This window comes from Enterobacter sp. BIDMC92 (assembly GCF_001030225.1).
GTDB lineage: Bacteria > Pseudomonadota > Gammaproteobacteria > Enterobacterales > Enterobacteriaceae > Enterobacter > Enterobacter sichuanensis.
This window is the reverse complement of the sequence record NZ_KQ087598.1, coordinates 2,315,790-2,335,604: the sequence shown is the minus strand read 5'-3', so window position 1 is coordinate 2,335,604 and position 19,815 is coordinate 2,315,790. Positions and strand designations below refer to the sequence as shown.

General features: G+C 57.7%; 21 protein-coding genes. 6 read left to right on the top strand and 15 right to left on the bottom strand.

The window, feature by feature from the left end; genetic code table 11:
• Nucleotides 1-9 precede the first annotated feature (9 nt).
• From SP99_RS10960 to sad, 5 genes are all read right to left on the bottom strand, one after another.
• Nucleotides 10-1,455 (bottom strand): GGDEF domain-containing protein, encoded by a 1,446-nt coding sequence (locus tag SP99_RS10960; protein ID WP_047958588.1) that lies wholly within the window; start codon nt 1,453-1,455, stop codon nt 10-12.
• 107 nt (nt 1,456-1,562) lie between these two features.
• Entirely contained in the window at nt 1,563-1,925 is a 363-nt protein-coding gene (locus tag SP99_RS10955; protein WP_045284389.1) for a DUF4186 domain-containing protein, read from the bottom strand.
• Nucleotides 1,925-2,851 carry a glutaminase B gene (glsB, locus tag SP99_RS10950; RefSeq protein WP_047958587.1) on the bottom strand — a complete coding sequence of 309 codons (927 nt, stop codon included), beginning with the start codon at nt 2,849-2,851 and terminating at the stop codon, nt 1,925-1,927. The genes SP99_RS10955 and glsB overlap by 1 nt, the downstream gene beginning before the upstream one ends.
• A 62-nt stretch (nt 2,852-2,913) precedes the next feature.
• Nucleotides 2,914-4,503, bottom strand: a complete 1,590-nt coding sequence (locus tag SP99_RS10945; RefSeq protein WP_047958586.1) for a methyl-accepting chemotaxis protein — start codon at nt 4,501-4,503, stop codon at nt 2,914-2,916.
• Nucleotides 4,504-4,609: 106 nt separating this feature from the next.
• Complete coding sequence (gene sad / locus SP99_RS10940) at nt 4,610-5,998, bottom strand: succinate-semialdehyde dehydrogenase (RefSeq protein ID WP_047958585.1); 1,389 nt, start codon at nt 5,996-5,998, stop codon at nt 4,610-4,612.
• A 98-nt stretch (nt 5,999-6,096) separates the two neighbouring features.
• Between sad and ptrR the strand changes: the two genes are divergently transcribed.
• A complete protein-coding gene (ptrR, locus tag SP99_RS10935) occupies nt 6,097-6,975 on the top strand; it encodes a putrescine utilization regulator PtrR (RefSeq protein WP_025756424.1) in 879 nt (292 codons plus the stop codon).
• On the opposite strand, the gene SP99_RS10930 is transcribed toward ptrR, so the two are convergent.
• From SP99_RS10930 to SP99_RS10920, 3 genes are all read right to left on the bottom strand, one after another.
• Nucleotides 6,929-7,411: a GNAT family N-acetyltransferase gene (locus tag SP99_RS10930; protein WP_047958584.1), complete on the bottom strand. Its 483-nt coding sequence runs from the start codon at nt 7,409-7,411 to the stop codon at nt 6,929-6,931. The two genes, ptrR and SP99_RS10930, sit on opposite strands and share 47 nt — an antisense overlap.
• Before the next feature lie 95 nt (nt 7,412-7,506).
• Nucleotides 7,507-8,298, bottom strand: coding sequence for a PhzF family phenazine biosynthesis protein (locus tag SP99_RS10925; RefSeq protein ID WP_047958583.1), 792 nt, complete (start codon nt 8,296-8,298; stop codon nt 7,507-7,509).
• 27 nt (nt 8,299-8,325) lie between these two features.
• Nucleotides 8,326-9,114: a PhzF family phenazine biosynthesis protein gene (locus SP99_RS10920; RefSeq protein ID WP_047958582.1), complete on the bottom strand. Its 789-nt coding sequence runs from the start codon at nt 9,112-9,114 to the stop codon at nt 8,326-8,328.
• Nucleotides 9,115-9,291: 177 nt separating this feature from the next.
• Here SP99_RS10920 and SP99_RS10915 point away from each other — a divergent pair, with 177 nt between their 5' ends.
• Nucleotides 9,292-10,488: a sugar transporter gene (locus tag SP99_RS10915; RefSeq protein ID WP_047958581.1), complete on the top strand. Its 1,197-nt coding sequence runs from the start codon at nt 9,292-9,294 to the stop codon at nt 10,486-10,488.
• 84 nt (nt 10,489-10,572) lie between these two features.
• On the opposite strand, the gene SP99_RS10910 is transcribed toward SP99_RS10915, so the two are convergent.
• Nucleotides 10,573-11,238 (bottom strand): MarC family NAAT transporter, encoded by a 666-nt coding sequence (locus SP99_RS10910; RefSeq protein ID WP_025756419.1) that lies wholly within the window; start codon nt 11,236-11,238, stop codon nt 10,573-10,575.
• Between the two features lie 255 nt (nt 11,239-11,493).
• Here SP99_RS10910 and marR point away from each other — a divergent pair, with 255 nt between their 5' ends.
• From marR to marB, 3 genes are read left to right on the top strand one after another with little or no spacing between them, the layout of a single operon-like run.
• Entirely contained in the window at nt 11,494-11,928 is a 435-nt protein-coding gene (marR, locus tag SP99_RS10905) for a multiple antibiotic resistance transcriptional regulator MarR (RefSeq protein ID WP_025756418.1), read from the top strand.
• Between the two features lie 22 nt (nt 11,929-11,950).
• The gene (marA, locus tag SP99_RS10900) at nt 11,951-12,331 is read left to right on the top strand and encodes an MDR efflux pump AcrAB transcriptional activator MarA (RefSeq protein ID WP_008502237.1); all 381 of its coding nucleotides are present in this window, start codon (nt 11,951-11,953) and stop codon (nt 12,329-12,331) included.
• Nucleotides 12,332-12,364: 33 nt separating this feature from the next.
• Nucleotides 12,365-12,583 carry a multiple antibiotic resistance protein MarB gene (gene marB / locus SP99_RS10895; RefSeq protein ID WP_047958580.1) on the top strand — a complete coding sequence of 73 codons (219 nt, stop codon included), beginning with the start codon at nt 12,365-12,367 and terminating at the stop codon, nt 12,581-12,583.
• 38 nt (nt 12,584-12,621) lie between these two features.
• On the opposite strand, the gene eamA is transcribed toward marB, so the two are convergent.
• Entirely contained in the window at nt 12,622-13,521 is a 900-nt protein-coding gene (eamA, locus tag SP99_RS10890) for an O-acetylserine/cysteine exporter (RefSeq protein ID WP_047958579.1), read from the bottom strand.
• 193 nt (nt 13,522-13,714) lie between these two features.
• On the opposite strand from eamA, the gene ydeE reads away from it, so the two are divergent.
• Entirely contained in the window at nt 13,715-14,908 is a 1,194-nt protein-coding gene (ydeE, locus tag SP99_RS10885) for an efflux MFS transporter YdeE (RefSeq protein WP_047958578.1), read from the top strand.
• A gap of 55 nt (nt 14,909-14,963) precedes the next feature.
• Here the strand turns inward: ydeE and zinT are convergent, their stop codons facing one another.
• The 5 genes from zinT to urtB are packed head-to-tail and all read right to left on the bottom strand — an operon-like array spanning nt 14,964 to nt 19,810.
• The gene (gene zinT, locus SP99_RS10880; protein WP_047959807.1) at nt 14,964-15,605 is read right to left on the bottom strand and encodes a metal-binding protein ZinT; all 642 of its coding nucleotides are present in this window, start codon (nt 15,603-15,605) and stop codon (nt 14,964-14,966) included.
• Nucleotides 15,606-15,657: 52 nt separating this feature from the next.
• Nucleotides 15,658-16,356 (bottom strand): urea ABC transporter ATP-binding subunit UrtE, encoded by a 699-nt coding sequence (urtE, locus tag SP99_RS10875; protein ID WP_047958577.1) that lies wholly within the window; start codon nt 16,354-16,356, stop codon nt 15,658-15,660.
• A 9-nt stretch (nt 16,357-16,365) separates the two neighbouring features.
• Complete coding sequence (gene urtD, locus SP99_RS10870; RefSeq protein ID WP_047958576.1) at nt 16,366-17,163, bottom strand: urea ABC transporter ATP-binding protein UrtD; 798 nt, start codon at nt 17,161-17,163, stop codon at nt 16,366-16,368.
• Complete coding sequence (gene urtC, locus SP99_RS10865) at nt 17,163-18,236, bottom strand: urea ABC transporter permease subunit UrtC (protein ID WP_047958575.1); 1,074 nt, start codon at nt 18,234-18,236, stop codon at nt 17,163-17,165. The genes urtD and urtC overlap by 1 nt, the downstream gene beginning before the upstream one ends.
• The gene (gene urtB, locus SP99_RS10860) at nt 18,236-19,810 is read right to left on the bottom strand and encodes an urea ABC transporter permease subunit UrtB (protein WP_047958574.1); all 1,575 of its coding nucleotides are present in this window, start codon (nt 19,808-19,810) and stop codon (nt 18,236-18,238) included. The genes urtC and urtB overlap by 1 nt, the downstream gene beginning before the upstream one ends.
• Nucleotides 19,811-19,815: the final 5 nt, after the last annotated feature.

The following is a 19,815-nucleotide window of genomic DNA, read 5'->3' as shown; positions in this document are numbered from 1 at the left end:
TTATGACGATTAACGCAGCTCTGTTTCATGCCCGGGGGTGGCCATTTGCGCGTCCGCCACCCGGGCGCTGGTACGATTTCGACCCGCTTTTTTTGAACGATAGAGATATTCGTCCGCTTCGGCCATCAACGTGTTGAAGACCTCGGTCAATTGCCATGCCTCAGCCTTTCCGCTTCCGAGGCCAATACTGACCGTCAGAGAGAGCGTTTGCTGCCGCCATGTAAAAGGGTGACTGGCCACGGTAGCGCGGATCCGTTCCGCCAGCGCATAGCCGTGTTGTGCGTCGCCGGAGTTAACCACCACCGCGAACTCTTCTCCCCCCATACGCGCGACCATCCCGTCTTCGCCAACCACCTGCTGAACCTGGCGGGCAAACGACGCCAGCACCCGATCCCCACACTCGTGGCCGTAGTTATCGTTAATGCTTTTGAAATAATCAATATCCAGCAGCATCACGGTCAGAAAACGTGAATGGCGGTGCGTCTCTTCGTGTTTTAACGCTTCATACAGCCCGGAACGCGAATAGACATGGGTTAAGAAGTCATAATCCGCCCGCAGTGAAACCTGGCGGATCAGGGAATTAATGGCCGCCATGCTCACGGAAACCATCACCGGACAGATCGCCATCGTGGCAATACCCAGCCGGGCCGAGAACATCATGGGGGTGATAAATGGCGTCGCCACGGCAATATTGATCACCGAATTCGCGACCAGAATGATTTCCGTGGCGCCGGTGATAAAGGTCAGCAGGCAGGTCACGGGCAACGGGTAACGGACCGCACACCAGATAAGCGCAGGCAGCGGAAAGGCGAGACTTCCCGCCCCGCCAATCACCACCGAGGCGGCCACCGAGATCATCAGCGCTATAACCGGCAGAATCTGCTCCAGACGGAACCTGAACTCACGCACGGGCATGCCTACCGTCAGCATACACGGCACCACCAGCACGCCGGTTGAGAACTGCTCGCTGAACCAGTCGGCGAAAAGCGGCCAGAAGGTATGACTGTCTATCCCGACCGACCCCACCGCGCCGAGCAACGCACAAAGCAGCGCGGCAACCAGGCAGTAGTTAAACAGGCGTAACGCGTTAAGCGGATCGGGGGTTTTCTTCATTAACCGCTTGTCGCGCTGAATCAGCACGGCAACCACGACAATAAAGATCATATTTGACAGGTTGATCACCACCGAGGCCATGCCCCAGTTGGTGGTCACCGCGTCGTACAGCAGCATGGCGACATAGCATACCGCATAGTAATGCAGGCGATTGAGGTACACATAACGGGCGAAGATCCCCGCCATGACGCCATTCAGCGGCCAGAACAGCGACAAAGCCTCAACCAGCCGTAATTCCGCCCCCACAAAATAGAACAAGGTGGTGAGTAGAAAGATCGTCGATGCATTTCGCAGCGGCGTATCAACCTGGAACAGCCTGAAAGCGGTAAGAGCAGAACGCATTAAATATCATTCCCTATGATAACGCATGGCAATTATTGCGGTCGTCAGCATGATCGGGGCTCACTTAGGATGCATCTATAACACAATTACAACGGGATCATAACTCGTCAAATCTGGGCGTTCATCTGGCGCACCAGCCAGTGGTGGATCACGCTGACGATGTATTGCTGCTGTTGCGCCGTCAGCGGAACACCCGACGGAATGTTGTGCCACTTAGCCAGACAGCCCCGACAGCAGGTGGCCGTGGCATGCTGGGCGATAAACACCGGATGACCGCGCATGGGCGTCTGTTTGCCGTCGTTTGCGGGGTGTGCAGACGCAAGCCGTTTTTCGACAAAATCAGCGGCATGCTGGTCAATGGTTTCGGGGCCTTTGTCCCAGCAGTAGCGGCGTTCCTTCTCGCCTAAGCGAAAGCGCGAGCGAAATGTCGATCGCGCCAGGCGGGAAAAGAGAGGATCCAGGTCAGACATCAGTAAACGGAACGTCCCAGACGCTGGGTCAGCTTCTCCAGCACCGCCACACCGGCAAGGGAATTCCCCGTTTCATCCAGCTCCGGGCTCCAGACCGCAATCGCCATTTCATGCGGTACAATCGCGACGACTCCGCCGCCAACGCCCGATTTCGCCGGAAGGCCGACACGCCAGGCAAATTCACCGGCGTTTTGATACATCCCGCTGGTTGCCATCAGGGCGTTAACCTGACGCGCCTGAAGGGGCGAGACCACCTCCTGATCGAGATGCGGTGCGTGCCCCTCGTGCGCCAGGAACAGGAACGTCTGAGCCAGTTCAACACAGCTCATCTTCAGGGCGCAGTAATGGAAGTAGTTTTGCAGTACGGTGGCCACATCGTTATGAAAATTACCGAAGGATTTCATCAGCCACGCGATGGCCGCGTTACGGGCAGAGTGCTCAAACTCCGAGCGCGCCACCACCGTATCGTAGGCAATGTCTTCAACGCCTGAAAGCTGACGAACAATCTCAAGCATGCGCTGGCGCGGTGCGCTGAGGCGGCTTTGCAGCATATCGCAGACCACCAGCGCCCCGGCGTTGATAAAGGGGTTACGCGGCTTGCCCTGTTCAAGTTCGAGCTGAAGCAGTGAGTTAAACGGCTGGCCGGAGGGGTCTTTGCCCACGCGCTGCCAGATCTCGTCTTCCTCATACTGGCGCATCGCCGCCACCAGACTCAGCACCTTAGAAATAGACTGAATGGAAAAACGCTCAGTCGCATCACCGGCCTGGTATCGCTGTCCGTCAATGGTACAGATAGCAATGCCCAGCTTATTCCCGCTGACCGAGGCAAGGGCCGGAATATAGTCGGCAACCTTCCCCTTTCCCAATAACGGACGAACCTGCGCCAGAATCTCGTCCAGCATCTCATTATGGATGACCGCAGCCACTCTTTGCTCCTTGCCCTCAGGCTAAAACGGGCTGCGAGTATAACAGAGGCTTATGTATTGCGTCAGGCGCTAAGACGAAAACGCGAAACAGCCTGCAATAAAAGGTCGGATTGCTTTTGCAGACGTTCCGAGGCCTCCGAGGCGTCAGAGACCAGAATATCTGTCTGACGGGAGACGTGATTCAGCGCCTGAAGCTGACGCGTCATCTGATGAATACTTTCCCCCTGGCTGAGCGTGGCGGTGGAGATCTCATTCAGCAAACTGCTTAAATTCCCCACCAGACCGGTGACCTGCTGCAAGTTCTCTTCCATCAGGTTAACGGCACGGGAACCGTCTTCAATACCCCGCAGAGAGCGGTTGATCAGTTCCTGGATGGTCTGCGTCGAGTGGCTGCTCTTTCTGGCCAGAAGCCCAACCTCCCGTGCGACGACGGCAAAACCGCGCCCCTGGTTTCCGGCATGGGCAGCCTCGATGGCGGCGTTCAGCGCCAGGATATTCGTCTGAAACGCCACGCTGTCGATCATCGCCACGATCCCGCGCATCTCTGAGGATCGGTCGACGATCGCCTGCATAGACGCATTCACCGTCGACATCATCTGGTCACCGCCCTCCGCCGCCTGACGCGCCTCATCCGCCCGCGAGCTGGCGAGCCGGGCATAGCCGGTATTGCCTTCTACATGGGTTTCCAGCGCCGCGATATGCGCCGTAACATCCTCAAGCTCTTTCGCCTGACGTGCCGACTGCTGATACAGCTTCTGGTTACCCTGCGCCAGGGCGTCAATATTCTCCACCATGGTGGCCGTGGCATCGCTAACCTGCGTCACCAGCTGCTGCAGGCCGTGCTGCATCGTGGCAATGCTGTCGCTCAGCTGCCAGACTTCCCGGTTAAAGCACCTGACATCCGGCGGCGTGCCACAGAGGTCCCCCGCCGCCAGCTGGTTTATATGTGCAATAAGCCGGCGCAGCGGCGTAATAACCCATCTGGCCATGCCAAACCAGACGGCAACGGCGATGGCCAGTAACAGTACCGGTGCAAACAGGAACAGCGTTTGCAGTCCGGAGAGCTGCGCCATTAAGGTCTGTCGGCCCTGTACGGCCTGCCTCTCGCTTGCCTGCTGATAGCGGGCAAAGTTGTCATTAAAGTCACTCTGAAAAGCCTGAGCCGGTACCGCAAAAAAGGCATCGATGGTGTTGGTTTTAAGCAGACCGTCAGCCTGCTCCTGGATCGCGCCGTAGAAGAGCTGATAGCTGTTCACCAGGGCGTCGTCTTTCGGCGGATTCAGCGCCAGCCAGGCTTTCCACGCCTGCTTAGACACCGTCAGCGCCTTTTGCGCCTCATCCATCAGGCTGTGCCAGCTACCGTCGGAGCCGGTCTCTTTATCCTGCATAAACCAGACCCCGGAGCGGTTAAGCAGGTCGCTTGCGGCCAGCAGAGAGACGCGAGCCAGATCCAGCTTGCTCTGCTGCTGCCAGGCCAGCAGATTGCGCTGCTCGTTGCGCTGGGCTTCGTTCAGGGAGGCGTTAAGCAGAAGTGACGAGGAGAGCTGCAGCGCGGAGAAAAGGCCAATGATGCAAAAGATACCCGTCAGCAGGCCAAACTGACGAGGGATGAGACGCTGCGCAATACGGCGGAAAATTTGCGTTAGGTTCATAATTTTCTTCATTAACAATACGTTAGACGCGAGCGAGTCTACGAGATGAAAATGACAGAACCATTGCAGAGAAATGACAACGGCCCTCGTGATGAGGGCCGAAAAATTACACGCGATCCTTCCACACCGTCTGCACGTTGCAGAACTCGTGCAACCCAAAGTGGGAGAGCTCGCGGCCAAAGCCACTTTTCTTCACGCCACCGAAGGCCACGCGCGCATCGCTGGCGCTAAAGCCGTTGATAAACACGCCACCACACTCCAGCTCGCGCGAGAATTTATCCGCAAGCGCTGCGTCAGCGGTAAAGACGGTGGCAGACAGACCAAAGTCGCTGTTGTTGGCAAGCATCAGGGCATGCTCCGCGTCTTTCGCGACACTAATGGCCGCGACCGGACCAAACAACTCCTGACGGAAAGCCGTCATCTCAGGCGTCACATTGCCGAGTACGGTCGGGGCGTAGTAATTACCCTCACCGCTGATTTTCTCTCCGCCCAGCAGCAGCGTTGCCCCTTCGGCCAGCGTGGCCTGCACCTGTTGATGCAGTTCATCCCGCAGGTCATAACGCGCCATCGGGCCAATATAGTTCTCTTCTTCATGCGGTGCGCCCAGCTTCAGTGCAGCAACAGCCTCGACAAAACGTTGGGTAAAGGTCTCTGCGATACCCTCCTCGACGATAAAACGCTTCGCCGCGGCGCACACCTGTCCGGTATTCTGGTAGCGCCCCGCTACCGCTGCCTTCACGGCAAGATCGAGGTCGGCATCGTTAAGGACGATGAACGGATCAGAGCCGCCCAGTTCAAGCACGCATTTTTTCAGCGCAGCTCCGGCCTGGGCGCCAATCGCCGCACCGGCACGCACGCTGCCGGTGACGGTCACCGCAGCAATACGACTGTCGTTAATCGCCTGGCTGACGCCCTCATTGGTGGCATTCACCCAGCCAAAAACGCCTGCCGGAATACCGGCCTCGGCCGCTATCTGCGCAATCAGTCTGGCCGAGCCGAGCACGTTTGGCGCGTGTTTGAGCAGATAACTGTTTCCTGCCAGCAGGATCGGCACCGCTCCGCGCAGCACCTGCCAGAGGGGGAAGTTCCACGGCATCACCGCGAGGATCGGCCCCAGAGGACGGTATTCGATAACCGCATTATCATTTTCCACCAGCGTGGGTTCCGCGCGCAGCATCGCCGGGCCATGCTCGGCATACCAGTCGCACAGCGCAGCGGATTTTGTGACTTCCGCCCGCGCCTGCAGGATGGGTTTGCCCATCTCACGGGAGATTGTCTGCGCCATCTCTTCCGCGCGGTTTCGCAGCGCGGCACCGAGATCGCGCAGCTTCTGCGCCCGGTGGGCAACGCTTTCGCGTCGCCACTGGCGATACGCCGCGTCAGACTGACAAATGGCGTGGTCAACCTCTTCCGGCGTCGCCCACGGATACGCGGCGAGGGTTTCACCCGTTGCCGGGTTAACAGAGAAGGCATGTGTTGCAGATGAATAAGTCATGGTGTTCTCCACGTATTTCGGTTGATTGATTGTGGCTCACTCTGCTATTTCTTAAAAATGAATAATACTAACCACCTTATTCACGAAACGAGAATGCCATGGACTTAACTCAGCTTGAAATGTTTAACGCCGTCGCGCTGACGGGCAGCATCACCCAGGCGGCGCAGAAGGTGCATCGCGTGCCGTCTAATCTCACCACCCGCATCCGTCAGCTGGAAGCTGACCTGGGCGTTGAGCTGTTTATTCGTGAGAACCAGCGTTTGCGGTTATCCCCCGCTGGACATAACTTCCTGCGCTACAGCAAGCAGATCCTGGCGCTGGTGGATGAAGCGCGGATGGTCGTGGCGGGTGATGAGCCGCAGGGGTTATTTGCCCTCGGCGCGCTGGAGAGTACTGCCGCGGTGCGCATTCCGGAGACGCTGGCGCAGTTTAACCAGCGCTACCCGCGTATCCAGTTTGCCCTCTCTACCGGACCATCCGGAACCATGATTGATGGCGTGCTGGAGGGAACCTTAAGCGCCGCCTTTGTTGACGGGCCCCTGTCGCACCCGGAGCTGGAGGGCATGCCGGTCTACCGGGAAGAGATGATGCTGGTCACGCCGGCCGGACAGGCGGAAGTCTCGCGCGCCGCGCAGGTCAGCGGCAGCGATGTTTACGCCTTTCGCGCAAACTGCTCGTACCGTCGGCATCTGGAGAGCTGGTTTCATGCAGACAGAGCCACCCCTGGCCGTATTCACGAGATGGAGTCCTATCACGGGATGCTCGCCTGCGTGATTGCCGGTGCGGGCATCGCGCTGATGCCGCGCTCGATGCTGGAGAGTATGCCAGGGCATCATCAGATTGAAGCCTGGCCGCTGGCGGAGAACTGGCGCTGGCTCACCACCTGGCTGGTGTGGCGACGCGGGGCGATGACCCGCCAGCTGGAAGCCTTTATAGCGCTGCTAAACGAACGTCTGCAACCAGCGCCTTCTCCATAAACAGGCTGAGCGGATCGTCAACGTACGGGGCAAACGCCGGGCGCATTTCGTATCCGCACTGTTCATAAAGACGCACCGCGGCGTGCTGTTTGATGCCCGTCTCCAGCCGTACCGTATGGCAATGACGGCTCAGGGCCTCATCTTCCAGAGCGGCCAGCAGCATTTCGCCGAGATGTTGCCCGCGATGAGCCGGATCGATATAGACCCGCTTCATCTCTCCCGTGCCGTCACCGTTGAGCACGATGGCCCCGCAGCCAACGGCCTTCAGCTGCGGGTCGCGGATGATCATCAGGATAAGCGAGTCTTCGGCAAGCGCAGACAGGTCGAGCAGATGATTACTTTCGGCGGGATAGAGTTCGCTCTGATAGCGGTCAAGCGCCGCAATCAGTGTGAGGATATCCGGGTGATGTGCAGATTCAGAGGTAATGGAATACATGGCAGGCTCCTTGCTATTGTTCTTTCAATATAGCCTTTCAACATAGCGCAGGCCTGCCAGGGGGCTTCATAGTATTTACTTATCGCGTCACGCTGTTAGCGTAAAAAGATACGTCCTTTCAGATACAGGGTCGCCTGACCGCCAATCAACACCCGGTCGCCCTTCAGTTCGCAGCGCAGATCCCCGCCACGGTACGACACCTGGCGGGCGTTGAGTGTGGTTTTGCCCAGTTTTTCGCTCCAGTACGGGATCAGCATGCTGTGGGCGGAACCGGTCACCGGATCTTCCGGCACTCCTTCCCCCGGACAAAAGAAGCGGCTGACGAAGTCATACTGGTCTCCCGGTGCCGTCACGCAAACCATTTTATCCAGCGGAAGCAGCGCGCCAATATCCGGTGTTAACGCTTCTACCTGCTGCTGGCTCTCCAGCACCACCATGTAATCGCGTCCGACGCGCACCTCTTTCGCCGCTGTAATGCCCAGCGCGCTAAACAGCGCCGCAGGTGGGTTCTCCACAACCTCAGTCGACCACGCCGGGAAGTTCAGCGTCAGCCAGTCGCCGCTGCGCTTGACGGTCAGCTCGCCGACAAAGCGCGTGGTGAAGGTGATTTCGGTATGCGGATAATCCAGGTATTCGAAAATAACGTGTGAGGCGGCAAGCGTTGCGTGCCCGCACAGGTTAATTTCATCCAGCGTGGTGAACCAGCGCAGCTCAAACCCGCCGTCGGTGCGCACGAAAAAGGCGGTCTCAGACTGGTTGTGCTGCTGCGCCATTTTGAGCAGCGTCTCGTCCGGAAGCCACTCTTCCAGAGGACATACCGCTGCGGCGTTACCGCCAAAGGTTTTATCGCTGAAGGCATCCACCAGATAAAAATCAATTTCCTGCATTGTCTCTTCCTCTCTTGTTATGGCTATTTAGCGCAGAAAAACTGTGCCTTTCAGATAAAGCGTGGCCTGACCGCCCATCAGCACGCGGGAGCCTTTCAGCTCACAGCGCACATCACCGCCCCGGGCTGAAACCTGACGGGCAAACAGCCTGGTTTTACCCAGCTTTTCGCTCCAGTAAGGGATCAGCATGGTGTGGGCGGAGCCGGTGACCGGGTCTTCCGGGACGGAGACGCCCGGGGAGAAAAAGCGGCTGACAAAATCATATTCCCCTTCCCCACGCGCCGTCACGCTCACCTTATGCTCACCTGGCGTCATCGCCGAAAAGTCTGGCATGAGCGCTTCGACCTGCTGGCGATTGTCCAGCACGATAAGCCAGGCACGTCCTTTACGGGCTTCAACATAGTGCGTAATACCCAGCGCCGAGAGCATCTCCGGCGGCGGTGTCTCTTCATGGGTTGGGCATGCCGGGAAGTCCAGCGTCAGCCAGTCGCCCTCCCGGCTGACCGTCAGGCGACCGGAGGCGGTATCGAAATGGATCCGTGAATCAGGGAAGTCCAGCTCGGTAAACAGAACGTGCGCCGCCGCAAGCGTAGCGTGACCGCAGAGATTGACTTCGGTAAGCGTGGTAAACCAGCGCAGCTCAATGCCCCCTTTGCTGCAGACAAAAAAGGCCGTCTCAGACTGATTGTGCTGCTGCGCCATTTTCAGCAAGGTTTCATCGGGCAACCATTCCCTGAGCGGGCAAACGGCGGCCGGGTTACCGCCAAACGAGGTCTCGCTGAACGCATCGACCAGATAAAAATCAATCTCCTGCATTGTCTTACCGCCTGTTTTTATTGTGTTGTTCTTTTATATTCAATGAAAAGCACGCTTGCGGCTACCGCTTTCATAAGGTAAATATTGAGATCTGCATCACATAATGGTTGAGTTTTCGCCTTTTGACGTTTTAAGATCGTCTCCTCTTCTTTTCAGCAACGAATCTCCGACATCCCTATGACAACGAACACAGTTTCCCGCAGGGTTGCGTGGCTACGCGTGGTCACGCTGGCCATTGCCGCGTTTATTTTTAACACCACAGAATTCGTGCCGGTTGGGCTGCTGTCTGACATCGCTGAAAGTTTCCAGATGGAAACCGCGCAGGTGGGCATTATGTTGACCATCTACGCCTGGGTGGTGGCACTGATGTCCCTGCCGTTTATGCTGCTGACCAGCCAGATCGAGCGGCGCAGGCTGCTGATCGGTTTGTTCGTGCTGTTCATTGCCAGCCATGTGCTGTCGTTTATGGCGTGGAATTTTACGGTACTGGTCATCAGTCGCATCGGCATCGCCTTTGCCCATGCGGTGTTCTGGTCGATCACCGCGTCGCTGGCCATTCGCCTGGCGCCGGCGGGTAAACGTGCTCAGGCGCTGAGCTTGCTCGCCACCGGTACCGCGCTGGCGATGGTGCTCGGCCTGCCGATTGGCCGCATCGTCGGGCAGTACTTCGGCTGGCGTACCACCTTCTTCGCCATCGGCATGGGTGCGCTGATGACGCTGGTCTGCCTGATAAAACTGCTGCCCGCGCTACCCAGCGAACATTCCGGCTCGCTGAAAAGCCTGCCGCTGCTGATGCGTCGTCCGGCACTGCTGAGTATTTATCTGCTCACCGTCATTGTGGTCACCGCCCACTACACGGCCTACAGCTACATCGAGCCCTTTGTGCAGGTGGTAGCGGGCTTTAGCGCCAACTTTGCCACTGTGTTACTGTTGATCCTCGGCGGTGCGGGCATTATCGGCAGCGTGCTGTTCGGTAAGCTGGGTAACCGACATGCCTCCACACTGGTGAGCAGCGCCATCGGCCTGCTGCTGGCCTGCCTGTTGTTGCTGATGCCCGCCGCGGGCAGTGAGAGCCAGCTGGCGATCCTCAGCCTGTTCTGGGGCGTGGCGATCATGATTATTGGTCTGGGCATGCAGGTGAAGGTGCTGGCTCTGGCGCCGGACGCGACGGATGTCGCCATGTCGCTGTTTTCGGGGATCTTCAATCTCGGGATTGGCGCGGGCGCGCTGGTGGGAAATCAGGTCATCCTGCACGTGTCGATGTCGGCGATTGGCTATCTGGGGGCCATTCCGGCCCTGGTGGCGCTTGTCTGGTCGGTGCTGATTTTCCGTAAGTGGCCGGTGGCGCTGGAGGAACAGGGGCAGCACGGGTGAACCTTCTTGCCGGGTGGCGGCTTCGCCTTACCCGGCCTACAAAACCCGTAGGCCCGTGCAAGCGAAGCGCCGCCGGGCAAGACATCAATGATAGGTCTTAATAATCTCCAGCACGCCGTTAATAATAAACTGCACGCCCATACAGACCAGCAGGAAGCCCATCAGACGGGAAATCGCCTCAATACCGCCCTTGCCTACCCAGCGCATAATCGCGCCGGAGCTGCGCAGAGAGATCCACACGATCGCCCCAATAATCGCAAAAATCAGCGGTGGCGCTACCGTCAGCACCCAGTCCGGGAAGGTTGAACTGTCACGCACCGTCGACGCGGAGCTGATAATCATCGCGATGGTCCCCGGCCCCGCCGTGCTCGGCATGGCAATCGGCACGAAGGCGATATTCGCACTCGGTTCGGTTTCCAGCTCTTCAGATTTGCTGGCCGCTTCCGGTGACTCATGGGCTTTTTGCGCCGGGAACAGCATGCGGAAACCGATAAAGGCGACAATCAGCCCCCCGGCAATACGCAAGCCGGGAATGGAAATCCCGAAGGTGTTCATCACCACCTGACCGGCGTAATACGCCACCATCATGATGGCGAAGACATATACGGAGGCCATCAACGACTGATGATTGCGCTCGGCGCTGTTCATGTTCCCTGCCAGTCCGAGGAAAAGCGCCACCGTCGTTAACGGGTTTGCCAACGGCAGCAAGACCACCAGCCCAAGGCTAATTGCTTTAAGTAAATCCAGCATAGTGTGTTGTTGTCCTTATCCATAGTTAACACCGCAATTATAGGGTGAAAAGGTGACATTCAGCCATCGTTGCAGCGTGACGATTATTTCCTGCCTGAAATGATAATCCTCAGTTATCTATCTGATTTGAAAGACCACAAAAAAAGTTCATGAAACGTTTTAGCAATTCGTGGCATCGGCTGATTCATTCAGTTGACTTATACTTGCCTGAGCAATAATATCTGCCGTGACTAACTACTTGCCAGGGCAACCATTGTGAAAAGCACCAGTGATATCTTTAACGACGTTGTTCCGCTGGGTCGTCTTATTCATATGGTAAATCAGAAGAAAGATCGCCTGCTCAACGACTATCTGTCACCGCTGGATATCACCGCGACACAGTTCAAAGTGCTGTGTTCCATTCGCTGCGAAGTGTGTATCACACCGGTTGAGCTGAAAAAGGTGCTCTCTGTCGATCTGGGTGCGCTCACCCGCATGCTCGATCGTCTCGTCTGCAAAGGATGGGTAGAACGAAGCCCTAACCCGAATGACAAACGCGGCGTACTGGTAAAGCTGACCAGCGATGGCGCGGCCATGTGCGAGCAATGTCATCAATTAGTAGGACAAACACTGCATCAGGAACTAACAAAAAACCTAACGGCAGATGAAGTGGCAACGCTTGAGCTTCTGCTCAAGAAAATTCTGCCGTAATCAGAAAAAAAGAGGTATGACGATGTCCAGACGCAATACTGACGCTATCACCATTCATAGCATTTTGGACTGGATCGAGGACAACCTGGAATCGCCGCTCTCCCTTGAAAAAGTGTCAGAGCGTTCAGGTTACTCCAAATGGCACCTGCAACGGATGTTCAAAAAAGAGACCGGCCATTCATTAGGTCAATATATTCGCAGCCGCAAGCTGACGGAAATTGCCCAGAAGCTGAAAGAAAGCAATGAGCCGATCCTTTATCTGGCGGAGCGTTATGGATTTGAATCGCAACAAACCCTGACGCGTACGTTCAAGAACTATTTTGACGTGCCGCCTCATAAGTACCGCATCACCAGCGTACCCGGTGAATCCCGATACCTGTATCCGTTAAAACACTGTAGTTAATCATCGCCTGTAACAGACGTAACCGAGGAAATCATGAACGTTACCGCCTCCGCCGCCCTCGCCTTGCTGGTGCTCTTCTCCAGCCAGACCTTCGCGGAGCAAACCCCTCGTGCAACGCAGCAAAATAATCCTGATACGATGATTTTGCCGTCAGCACATGACCAGTCGCCTTATGATTTCAACCATATGGGTGCTGGTAGCGACAAATCCGACGAATTAGGCGTGCCTAACTATAATCAGCACCGCCTCTGATTCGTTTTTGCCCCGCCGATGCGGGGCTTTTTTCTTTCTTATCCCCGCACCCGCGCCGTCCGGCGCACGCGCAGGCCAAACACGTTGATGTACAGCCCGGCCATGATCAGCACCGCGCCAAGCAGCTGCAGGGCGCTCAGTTTTTCGTCCAGTAAAATAGCGGCACTGGCCAGCCCAACGACCGGCACCAGCAGCGACAACGGCGCCACGCGCCAGGTTTCATATCGCCCGAGCAGCGATCCCCAGATACCGTACCCGATAATCGTGGCGACAAACGCCAGATAGACCAGCGACAAAATGGTGGTGAGGTCGATTTCAACCAGGCTTGTCAGCATCACTGCCGGGCCGTCGAATATCAGGGACGCGACCATAAACGGTACCACCGGGATCAGCGCGCTCCACACGACCAGAGACATCACCTGCGGACGCGCCTCATGCTGCATGATCAGTTTGTTGAAAATATTCCCGCAGGCCCAGCTCAGGCCAGCGGCCAGCGTCAGCATAAAGCCGAGCAGCGCCACGTGCTGACCATTCAGGCTGGCCTCAATCAGCACCAGCACGCCAAACACCGCCAGCGTAATGCCCGCCAGCTGTTTACCCTGCAGACGCTCGCCAAACACAAACGCCCCCAGAATGATGGTAAAGAACGCCTGCGCCTGTAACACCAGCGAAGCAAGTCCGGCAGGCATACCAAATTTGATGGCGCAGAACAGAAACGCAAACTGGCCAAAACTGATGGTCAGGCCGTAGCCCAGCAGCAGTTTAAAGGGGATCCTGGGACGGGCGACAAACAGCAGCGCCGGGAACGCCACCAGCATAAAACGCAAACCGGCCAGCATCAGCGGCGGCATGTTGTGCAAGCCCAGCTTGATGACCACAAAATTGAGTCCCCATACGATGACCACCAGCAACGCCAGCAGTCCGTCTTTACGCGTCATACCCTGCCCCTGAATTATTAATAATTTGTTAACAGTTCAAGGTAACAGAAAAAAGCGTGCCACGAGAAGATCATTAATTCTGGCAGTCAGGCGAAGCACTTACGGATAAATTGGGTGCTATACAAGGCCCTTATGTCGTGATACTCCTTTCAGGACACAACATAAAAAGCATAAGCATTTGTCGGGCAGGAATATGAAACCATCTCTCCGGCGCTCAACCGCAGCGCTGCTGGCATCGTCATTGTTATTAACCATTGGTCGTGGGGCAACGCTGCCGTTTATGACCATTTATCTCACGCGCGTCTACAGCATGAGCGTCGAGAATATTGGTTACGCCCTGACCGTGGCGCTGACCATTGGCGTGGTGTTCAGCCTGGGGTTTGGCATTCTGGCCGATAAGTTTGATAAAAAACGTTACATGCTGATCGCTATCGTGGCGTTTATCGCCGGCTTTGTGGCGATCCCGATGGTGAATAACGTCACGCTGGTGGTGCTGTTCTTTGCGCTGATCAACTGCGCCTATTCGGTCTTTTCGACGGTGCTGAAAGCATGGTTCTCCGACGTGCTGACCTCCAGTGAAAAAGCCCGCGTTTTTTCCCTGAACTACAGTTTCCTGAATATTGGCTGGACGATCGGGCCGCCCATTGGCACCCTGCTGGTCATGTATAGCCTACAGCTGCCGTTCTGGCTGGCCGCTTTCTGCGCCGCGCTGCCGCTGGGGTTTATCCATTTCTTTGTGCAAAAAAGCGTGGCGTTAGACACCGCCGAAGAGCAGACGGCGTGGCAGCCGTCGGTCCTGCTGAAAGACCGCGCGCTGTTCTGGTACACGCTTTCCGGCCTGCTCGCGTCATACGTCGGCGGATCGTTCGCGAGCTGCATTTCGCAGTATGTTCTGGCCGCACATGCGGACAGTGATTTCGCCGAAAAGGTGGTCGCGGTGGTGCTGCCCGTCAACGCCGCCGTGGTGGTGACGCTGCAGTACGCACTCGGTCGCAAGATCTCAGCCAGCAATATTCGTCCGTTGATGACCGCCGCCACGCTGTTTTTTATCGTCGGCCTGGCTGGCTTTATGCTCTCCGGGGAAAACCTGATTTACTGGGGCATTGCTGCCGCCATCTTTACGCTGGGTGAGATTATCTATGCGCCGGGTGAATACATGCTGATCGACAATATCGCCCCGCCGGGGATGAAAGCCAGCTACTTCTCTGCCCAGGCGCTCGGCTGGCTCGGCGCGGCGGCCAACCCGATGATCACCGGTATTATCCTGACGAATCTGCCGCACTGGTCGTTGTTTGTGATAATGATGGCCGCGATTATTGTGGCGTGGCTGATGATTTTGCGTGGGATGAGCGTCAAGGCATGGTGCGAGTCACCCAAAGCGGCGTAGCGAATGTAGGCCGGGTAAGGCGAAGCCGCCACCCGGCAAAAGCAAAATCAACGGCCTAGTGGTGCAACATCTCCTCCACCACCTGCTGTTTGTACATCTCGTTCGGATAATAGGTCGGCCAGTTTTCCATCTCCTTCAGCAGCGCCTCGTGGGAAGTGTTGCCCATGAAAATGTGAAAGTGTGAAGAGGCCTTCGGCGCGATGGTGTGGTCGCTGAACTGCACAAACTTCGGCGCCTTGCTGCTGGCGTCCTGACACTCAAACAGATAGCGAACGCCCTTTTTGCCGGACGCGTAGGTCAAAATTTTGTAGCCGCTGTAGTCATAACGACAGCTGCTGACCGTTTTGCCTTTATGGAATTCCATCACGTTATTTTCGATGCCGATGGCATCCACATCGGTTGCATACCCCGTGCGGTAGTAGGCTTTCACCTCATCAAAGGTTTTGCTTTTATCCTGTTGTGCTTTCTTCCTGAAGACCGGATCCAGCGAGCCATCCAGCAGGAACGGATAGACGGACTGCCAGGTGCCGTCCCAGTCGGACAGTTTTCTGTCCTTAACATCGTTGTCCTCAAAGACGCCATTCGCCGCCTTCTGTTCCGCTTCGCTCATCGCGTGACCGTGCGAGTGGGCAAACAGCTGGCCGCTGACCAGCAGCGCCCCCAGCGTCATGGCAAATTTCCCAATATGTGCAGCCAAGATAACACCCTCATTCCGTTTTATCAGAGCGAGGATGTTATAATATAACATTTCAGATCGCAACCAGCCCGCGAACGCCTTCCTGCTCCATGTTTTCACCCCGTCCGCGCTGAATGATGGTGCCGCGTGACATCAGCAGGTAGCTGTCCGCCAGGTCAGCGGCAAAGTCATAAAACTGCTCAACCAGCAGGATCGCAATATCCCCTCTGTCTGCCAGCTGGCGGATCACCTGGCCAATCTCCTTAATCACCGAAGGCTGTATGCCTTCGGTGGGTTCATCGAGGATCAGCAGCTGCGGACGGCTCGCCAGCGCGCGACCAATCGCCAGCTGCTGCTGTTGACCACCGGAGAGATCGCCCCCGCGCCGGTGTTTCATCTCTTTGAGTACCGGGAACAGCTGCCAGATCTCCTCCGGCACCTGCTTCGCCTCGCGGGCGGGAAAGCGCGACAGCCCCAGCAGCAGATTCTCCTCCACGGTCAGACGCGGAAAAATCTCCCGGCCCTGGGGGACGTACGCCACGCCCGACTGCACCCGCTGGTGCGGCTTACTGTGGGTGATCGTTTTCCCCTGCCAGATGACCTCCCCGGTTTTCGCCGGGATCAGCCCCATCAGGCACTTCAGCAGCGTGGTTTTCCCTACACCGTTGCGCCCCAGCAGGCAGGTAACTTCCCCGGTGACCGCCTCAAAGCTCACGCCTCGCAGGATATGGCTGCCGCCGTAATACTGATTCAGTTCGTTGACCTGTAACATTCCCTCTCCTTAACGTCCCAGATAGACCTCAATCACCTGCTCGTTGGCCTGCACCTCACGAAGCGAACCTTCCGCCAGCACGCGCCCCTGATGCAGCACCGTCACGTGGTCAGCAATGGTTTCCACAAAGCCCATGTCGTGCTCCACCACCATCAGGGAGTGCTTGCCCGCCAGCGTCCTGAACAACTCAGCGGTATATTCCGTTTCCGCATCGGTCATTCCGGCGGCGGGCTCGTCCAGCAGCAACAGATGCGGGTCCTGCACCAGCAGCATACCAATCTCCAGGAACTGTTTTTGTCCGTGGGAAAGCAGTCCGGCCCGGCGGTCCCGCTCGTTGCTGAGCCGCAATAAAGCCAGCATCTCATCAATGCGATCGCGCTGCTCACCGTTGAGCGTTGCCCGCAGGCTGGCCCAGACGGATTTGTCGGTTTTCATGGCGATCTCCAGGTTTTCCCACACCGTCAGTGCTTCAAAGACCGTGGGTTTCTGGAATTTTCGGCCTATTCCCTGGCGGGCAATCGCCGCAGGCTCCAGCGTGGTGAGGTCGATCGACTGATCGTAAATAGCTCGCCCGCTTTTCGGGCGCGTCTTGCCAGTGATGACGTCCATCAGCGTGGTTTTACCGGCCCCGTTGGGGCCAATCACGCAGCGCAGTTCGCCCACGCCGATATTCAGCGAGAGATCGGTCAGCGCCTGAAAACCATCAAAACTGACGTTGATGGATTCAAGCTGCAGTACCGGGTCGGTCTGTTCGCGGTAACGATCGCCGGGCAACTGGCGGGTGAATAACCCTTCGGCTGGCTGCATTATTTCTCTCCCTTACGAAACAGGCCGTAGACGCCGCGCGGCAAAAACAGCGTGACGGCGATAAAAATCAATCCCAGAAACAGTTGCCAGTATTCCGGCATTGCGACGGTGAAAAGGCTCTTCGCCCCGTTCACCAGCGCCGCGCCAATGACCGGCCCCACCAGCGTGCCGCGCCCACCCAGCGCGACCCAGATCGCGGCTTCGATCGAGTTCGTCGGCGACATTTCGCCGGGGTTAATAATGCCCACCTGCGGGACATACAGCGCGCCGGCCAGGCCACACAGTACCGCGGAGAGCGTCCACACCAGCAGCTTGAACCCGCGCGGATCGTATCCGCAAAACGTCAGGCGGTTTTCGGCGTCGCGAACGGCAGTCAGAATGCGGCCAAACTTGCTCTTCGCCAGCGCAAACCCGATGCCCAGCGCCAGGAGCAGCAACAGCACGGTGGCCAGAAACAGCGCAATACGCGTGGTCGTCTCCGTTACCGCAAAACCCAGCAGCGTGGTGAAGCCGGTAAAGCCGTTATTGCCGCCAAAACCGGTTTCATTGCGAAAGAACAGCAGCATCCCGGCATAGGTCAGCGCCTGAGTCATGATCGAGAAATAGACCCCTTTGATCCTGGAGCGGAAGGCAAACCAGCCAAACACCAGCGCCAGCAACCCAGGGACCATCACAATCAGCACCAGCGCCCAGGCAAAATGCTGGGTACCCCACCAGAACCACGGCAGTTCGCTCCAGGAGAGAAACGACATAAACGCCGGCAGACCGTCACCCGCCGCCTGGCGCATCAGGTACATGCCCATCGCGTAGCCGCCGAGGGCGAAGAAAATGCCATGTCCCAGGGACAACATACCGGCGTAGCCCCACACCAGATCCAGCGCCACCGCCACAATGGCATAGCAGAGGATCTTACCGAGCAGCGTCAGCATCCAGGTTGACAGCGCCAGCGGATGCGTCGCTGGCAGTAAGGCGAAAAACGGCAGTATCAGCAGGCACATCACCAGCAGGCTGCCGGCAATCTGCGTTGTGCGTGGCGCTTTGCGCGCCAGCGTTAAGGTCAGCGGCTGGCTCATCAGTCAATCACCCTCCCTTTCAGCGCAAACAGTCCCTGAGGGCGTTTCTGAATAAACAGCACGATCGCCACCAGAATCAAAATCTTACCCAGCACCGCCCCCATCTGCGGCTCAAGGATTTTATTGAAGATCCCCAGACCAAACGCCGCGGCCACGCTGCCTGCCAGCTGGCCTACGCCACCGAGAACGACCACGAGGAACGAGTCGATAATGTATCCCTGACCGAGCTCCGGCCCGACGTTCCCAAGCTGGGAAAGCGCCACGCCGCCCAGACCGGCAATGCCTGAGCCCAGCCCGAACGCCAGCATGTCGACGCGCCCGGTCGGCACCCCGCAGCAGGCGGCCATGCTGCGGTTTTGCGTCACCGCCCGCACGTTCAGCCCCAGACGGGTTTTATTCAGAATGAGCCAGGTGAAGAACAGCACCAGCAGCACGAAGCCCAGCACCACGATGCGGTTCCACGGCAGGGTCAGGTTGGCAAAAACCTGCACCCCGCCGGAAAGCCATGCCGGGTTGGCCACCTCCAGGTTCTGCGCACCAAACGTCATGCGCACCAGCTGGATTAGCATCAGGCTGATCCCCCACGTCGCCAGCAGCGTTTCCAGCGGACGACCGTACAAATGACGGATCACGGTGCGCTCCAGCACCATCCCGATGCCCGCCGTCAGGCAGAAGGCGACTGGCAGCGCGATGACGGGATAGAGCGCCAGCCACTGAGGCGCCAGTCCTGCCATCGCCTGTTGCACCATCCACGTGGCATACGCGCCCAGCATCAGCATCTCGCCGTGGGCCATATTAATCACGCCCAGCAGGCCGTAGGTGATGGCGAGCCCCAGCGCCGCCAGCAGCAGCACCGACCCCAGCGACAGCCCCATAAACGCCTGACCCAGCAGATCGCCCCACATCAGACGGTGCTGGATCTGGCGAAGGCTCTCCTGCGCGGCTACGCGAACCCCGGCGTCAGGCTCGGTCTGTGTCTGGGTAAACGGAGTCAGTCTGGACGCCACGTCCGGATCGTCGGACTGCCCGAGCCGTTCGACTGCCGTGCGACGGACTTCAGCCTGCGGGCTGGTCAGCTGGAGATTCGACACCGCCAGCAACAGCGCCTGACGCGCCACCGCGTCCGTTTCATCCGTCAACCGTTTTTCCAGAAAGGCGAGCATGCCTGGCTGGGCATCGCGCTGGAGCTGGCGCGCCGCTGCGCGTCTTTCGGTGACACTGTCACTCACAAGCTGATGGGTGGCAATGGCCGTCGCGGCGAGCACGCGCAGCCGGTTCGTCAGACGAACAGCTTTGGTTGGCCCTGCCGCCGCCTGGCTTTCGCCCAGCGGGATGATATCGCCATTGCGTTGTGCAAAGGCGTGCCTTTGCGTGTCAACAAAGAGGTTTTCCTGTTGCAGCGCCTGGAGCAGCGGCAGCCTTGCCGACTCCGGCGAGGCTGCCCACTGCGCCAGCAGTTCCGCCTGCTGGCTGCGGCTGGCGGCAACAAAACGATCGGCATCCGATGCCTGCGCCATCCCTGGCAGCAGTCCGGTAAGCCATACAAGCGCGACGATCGTGCGTATGAAGTTCATGGCTT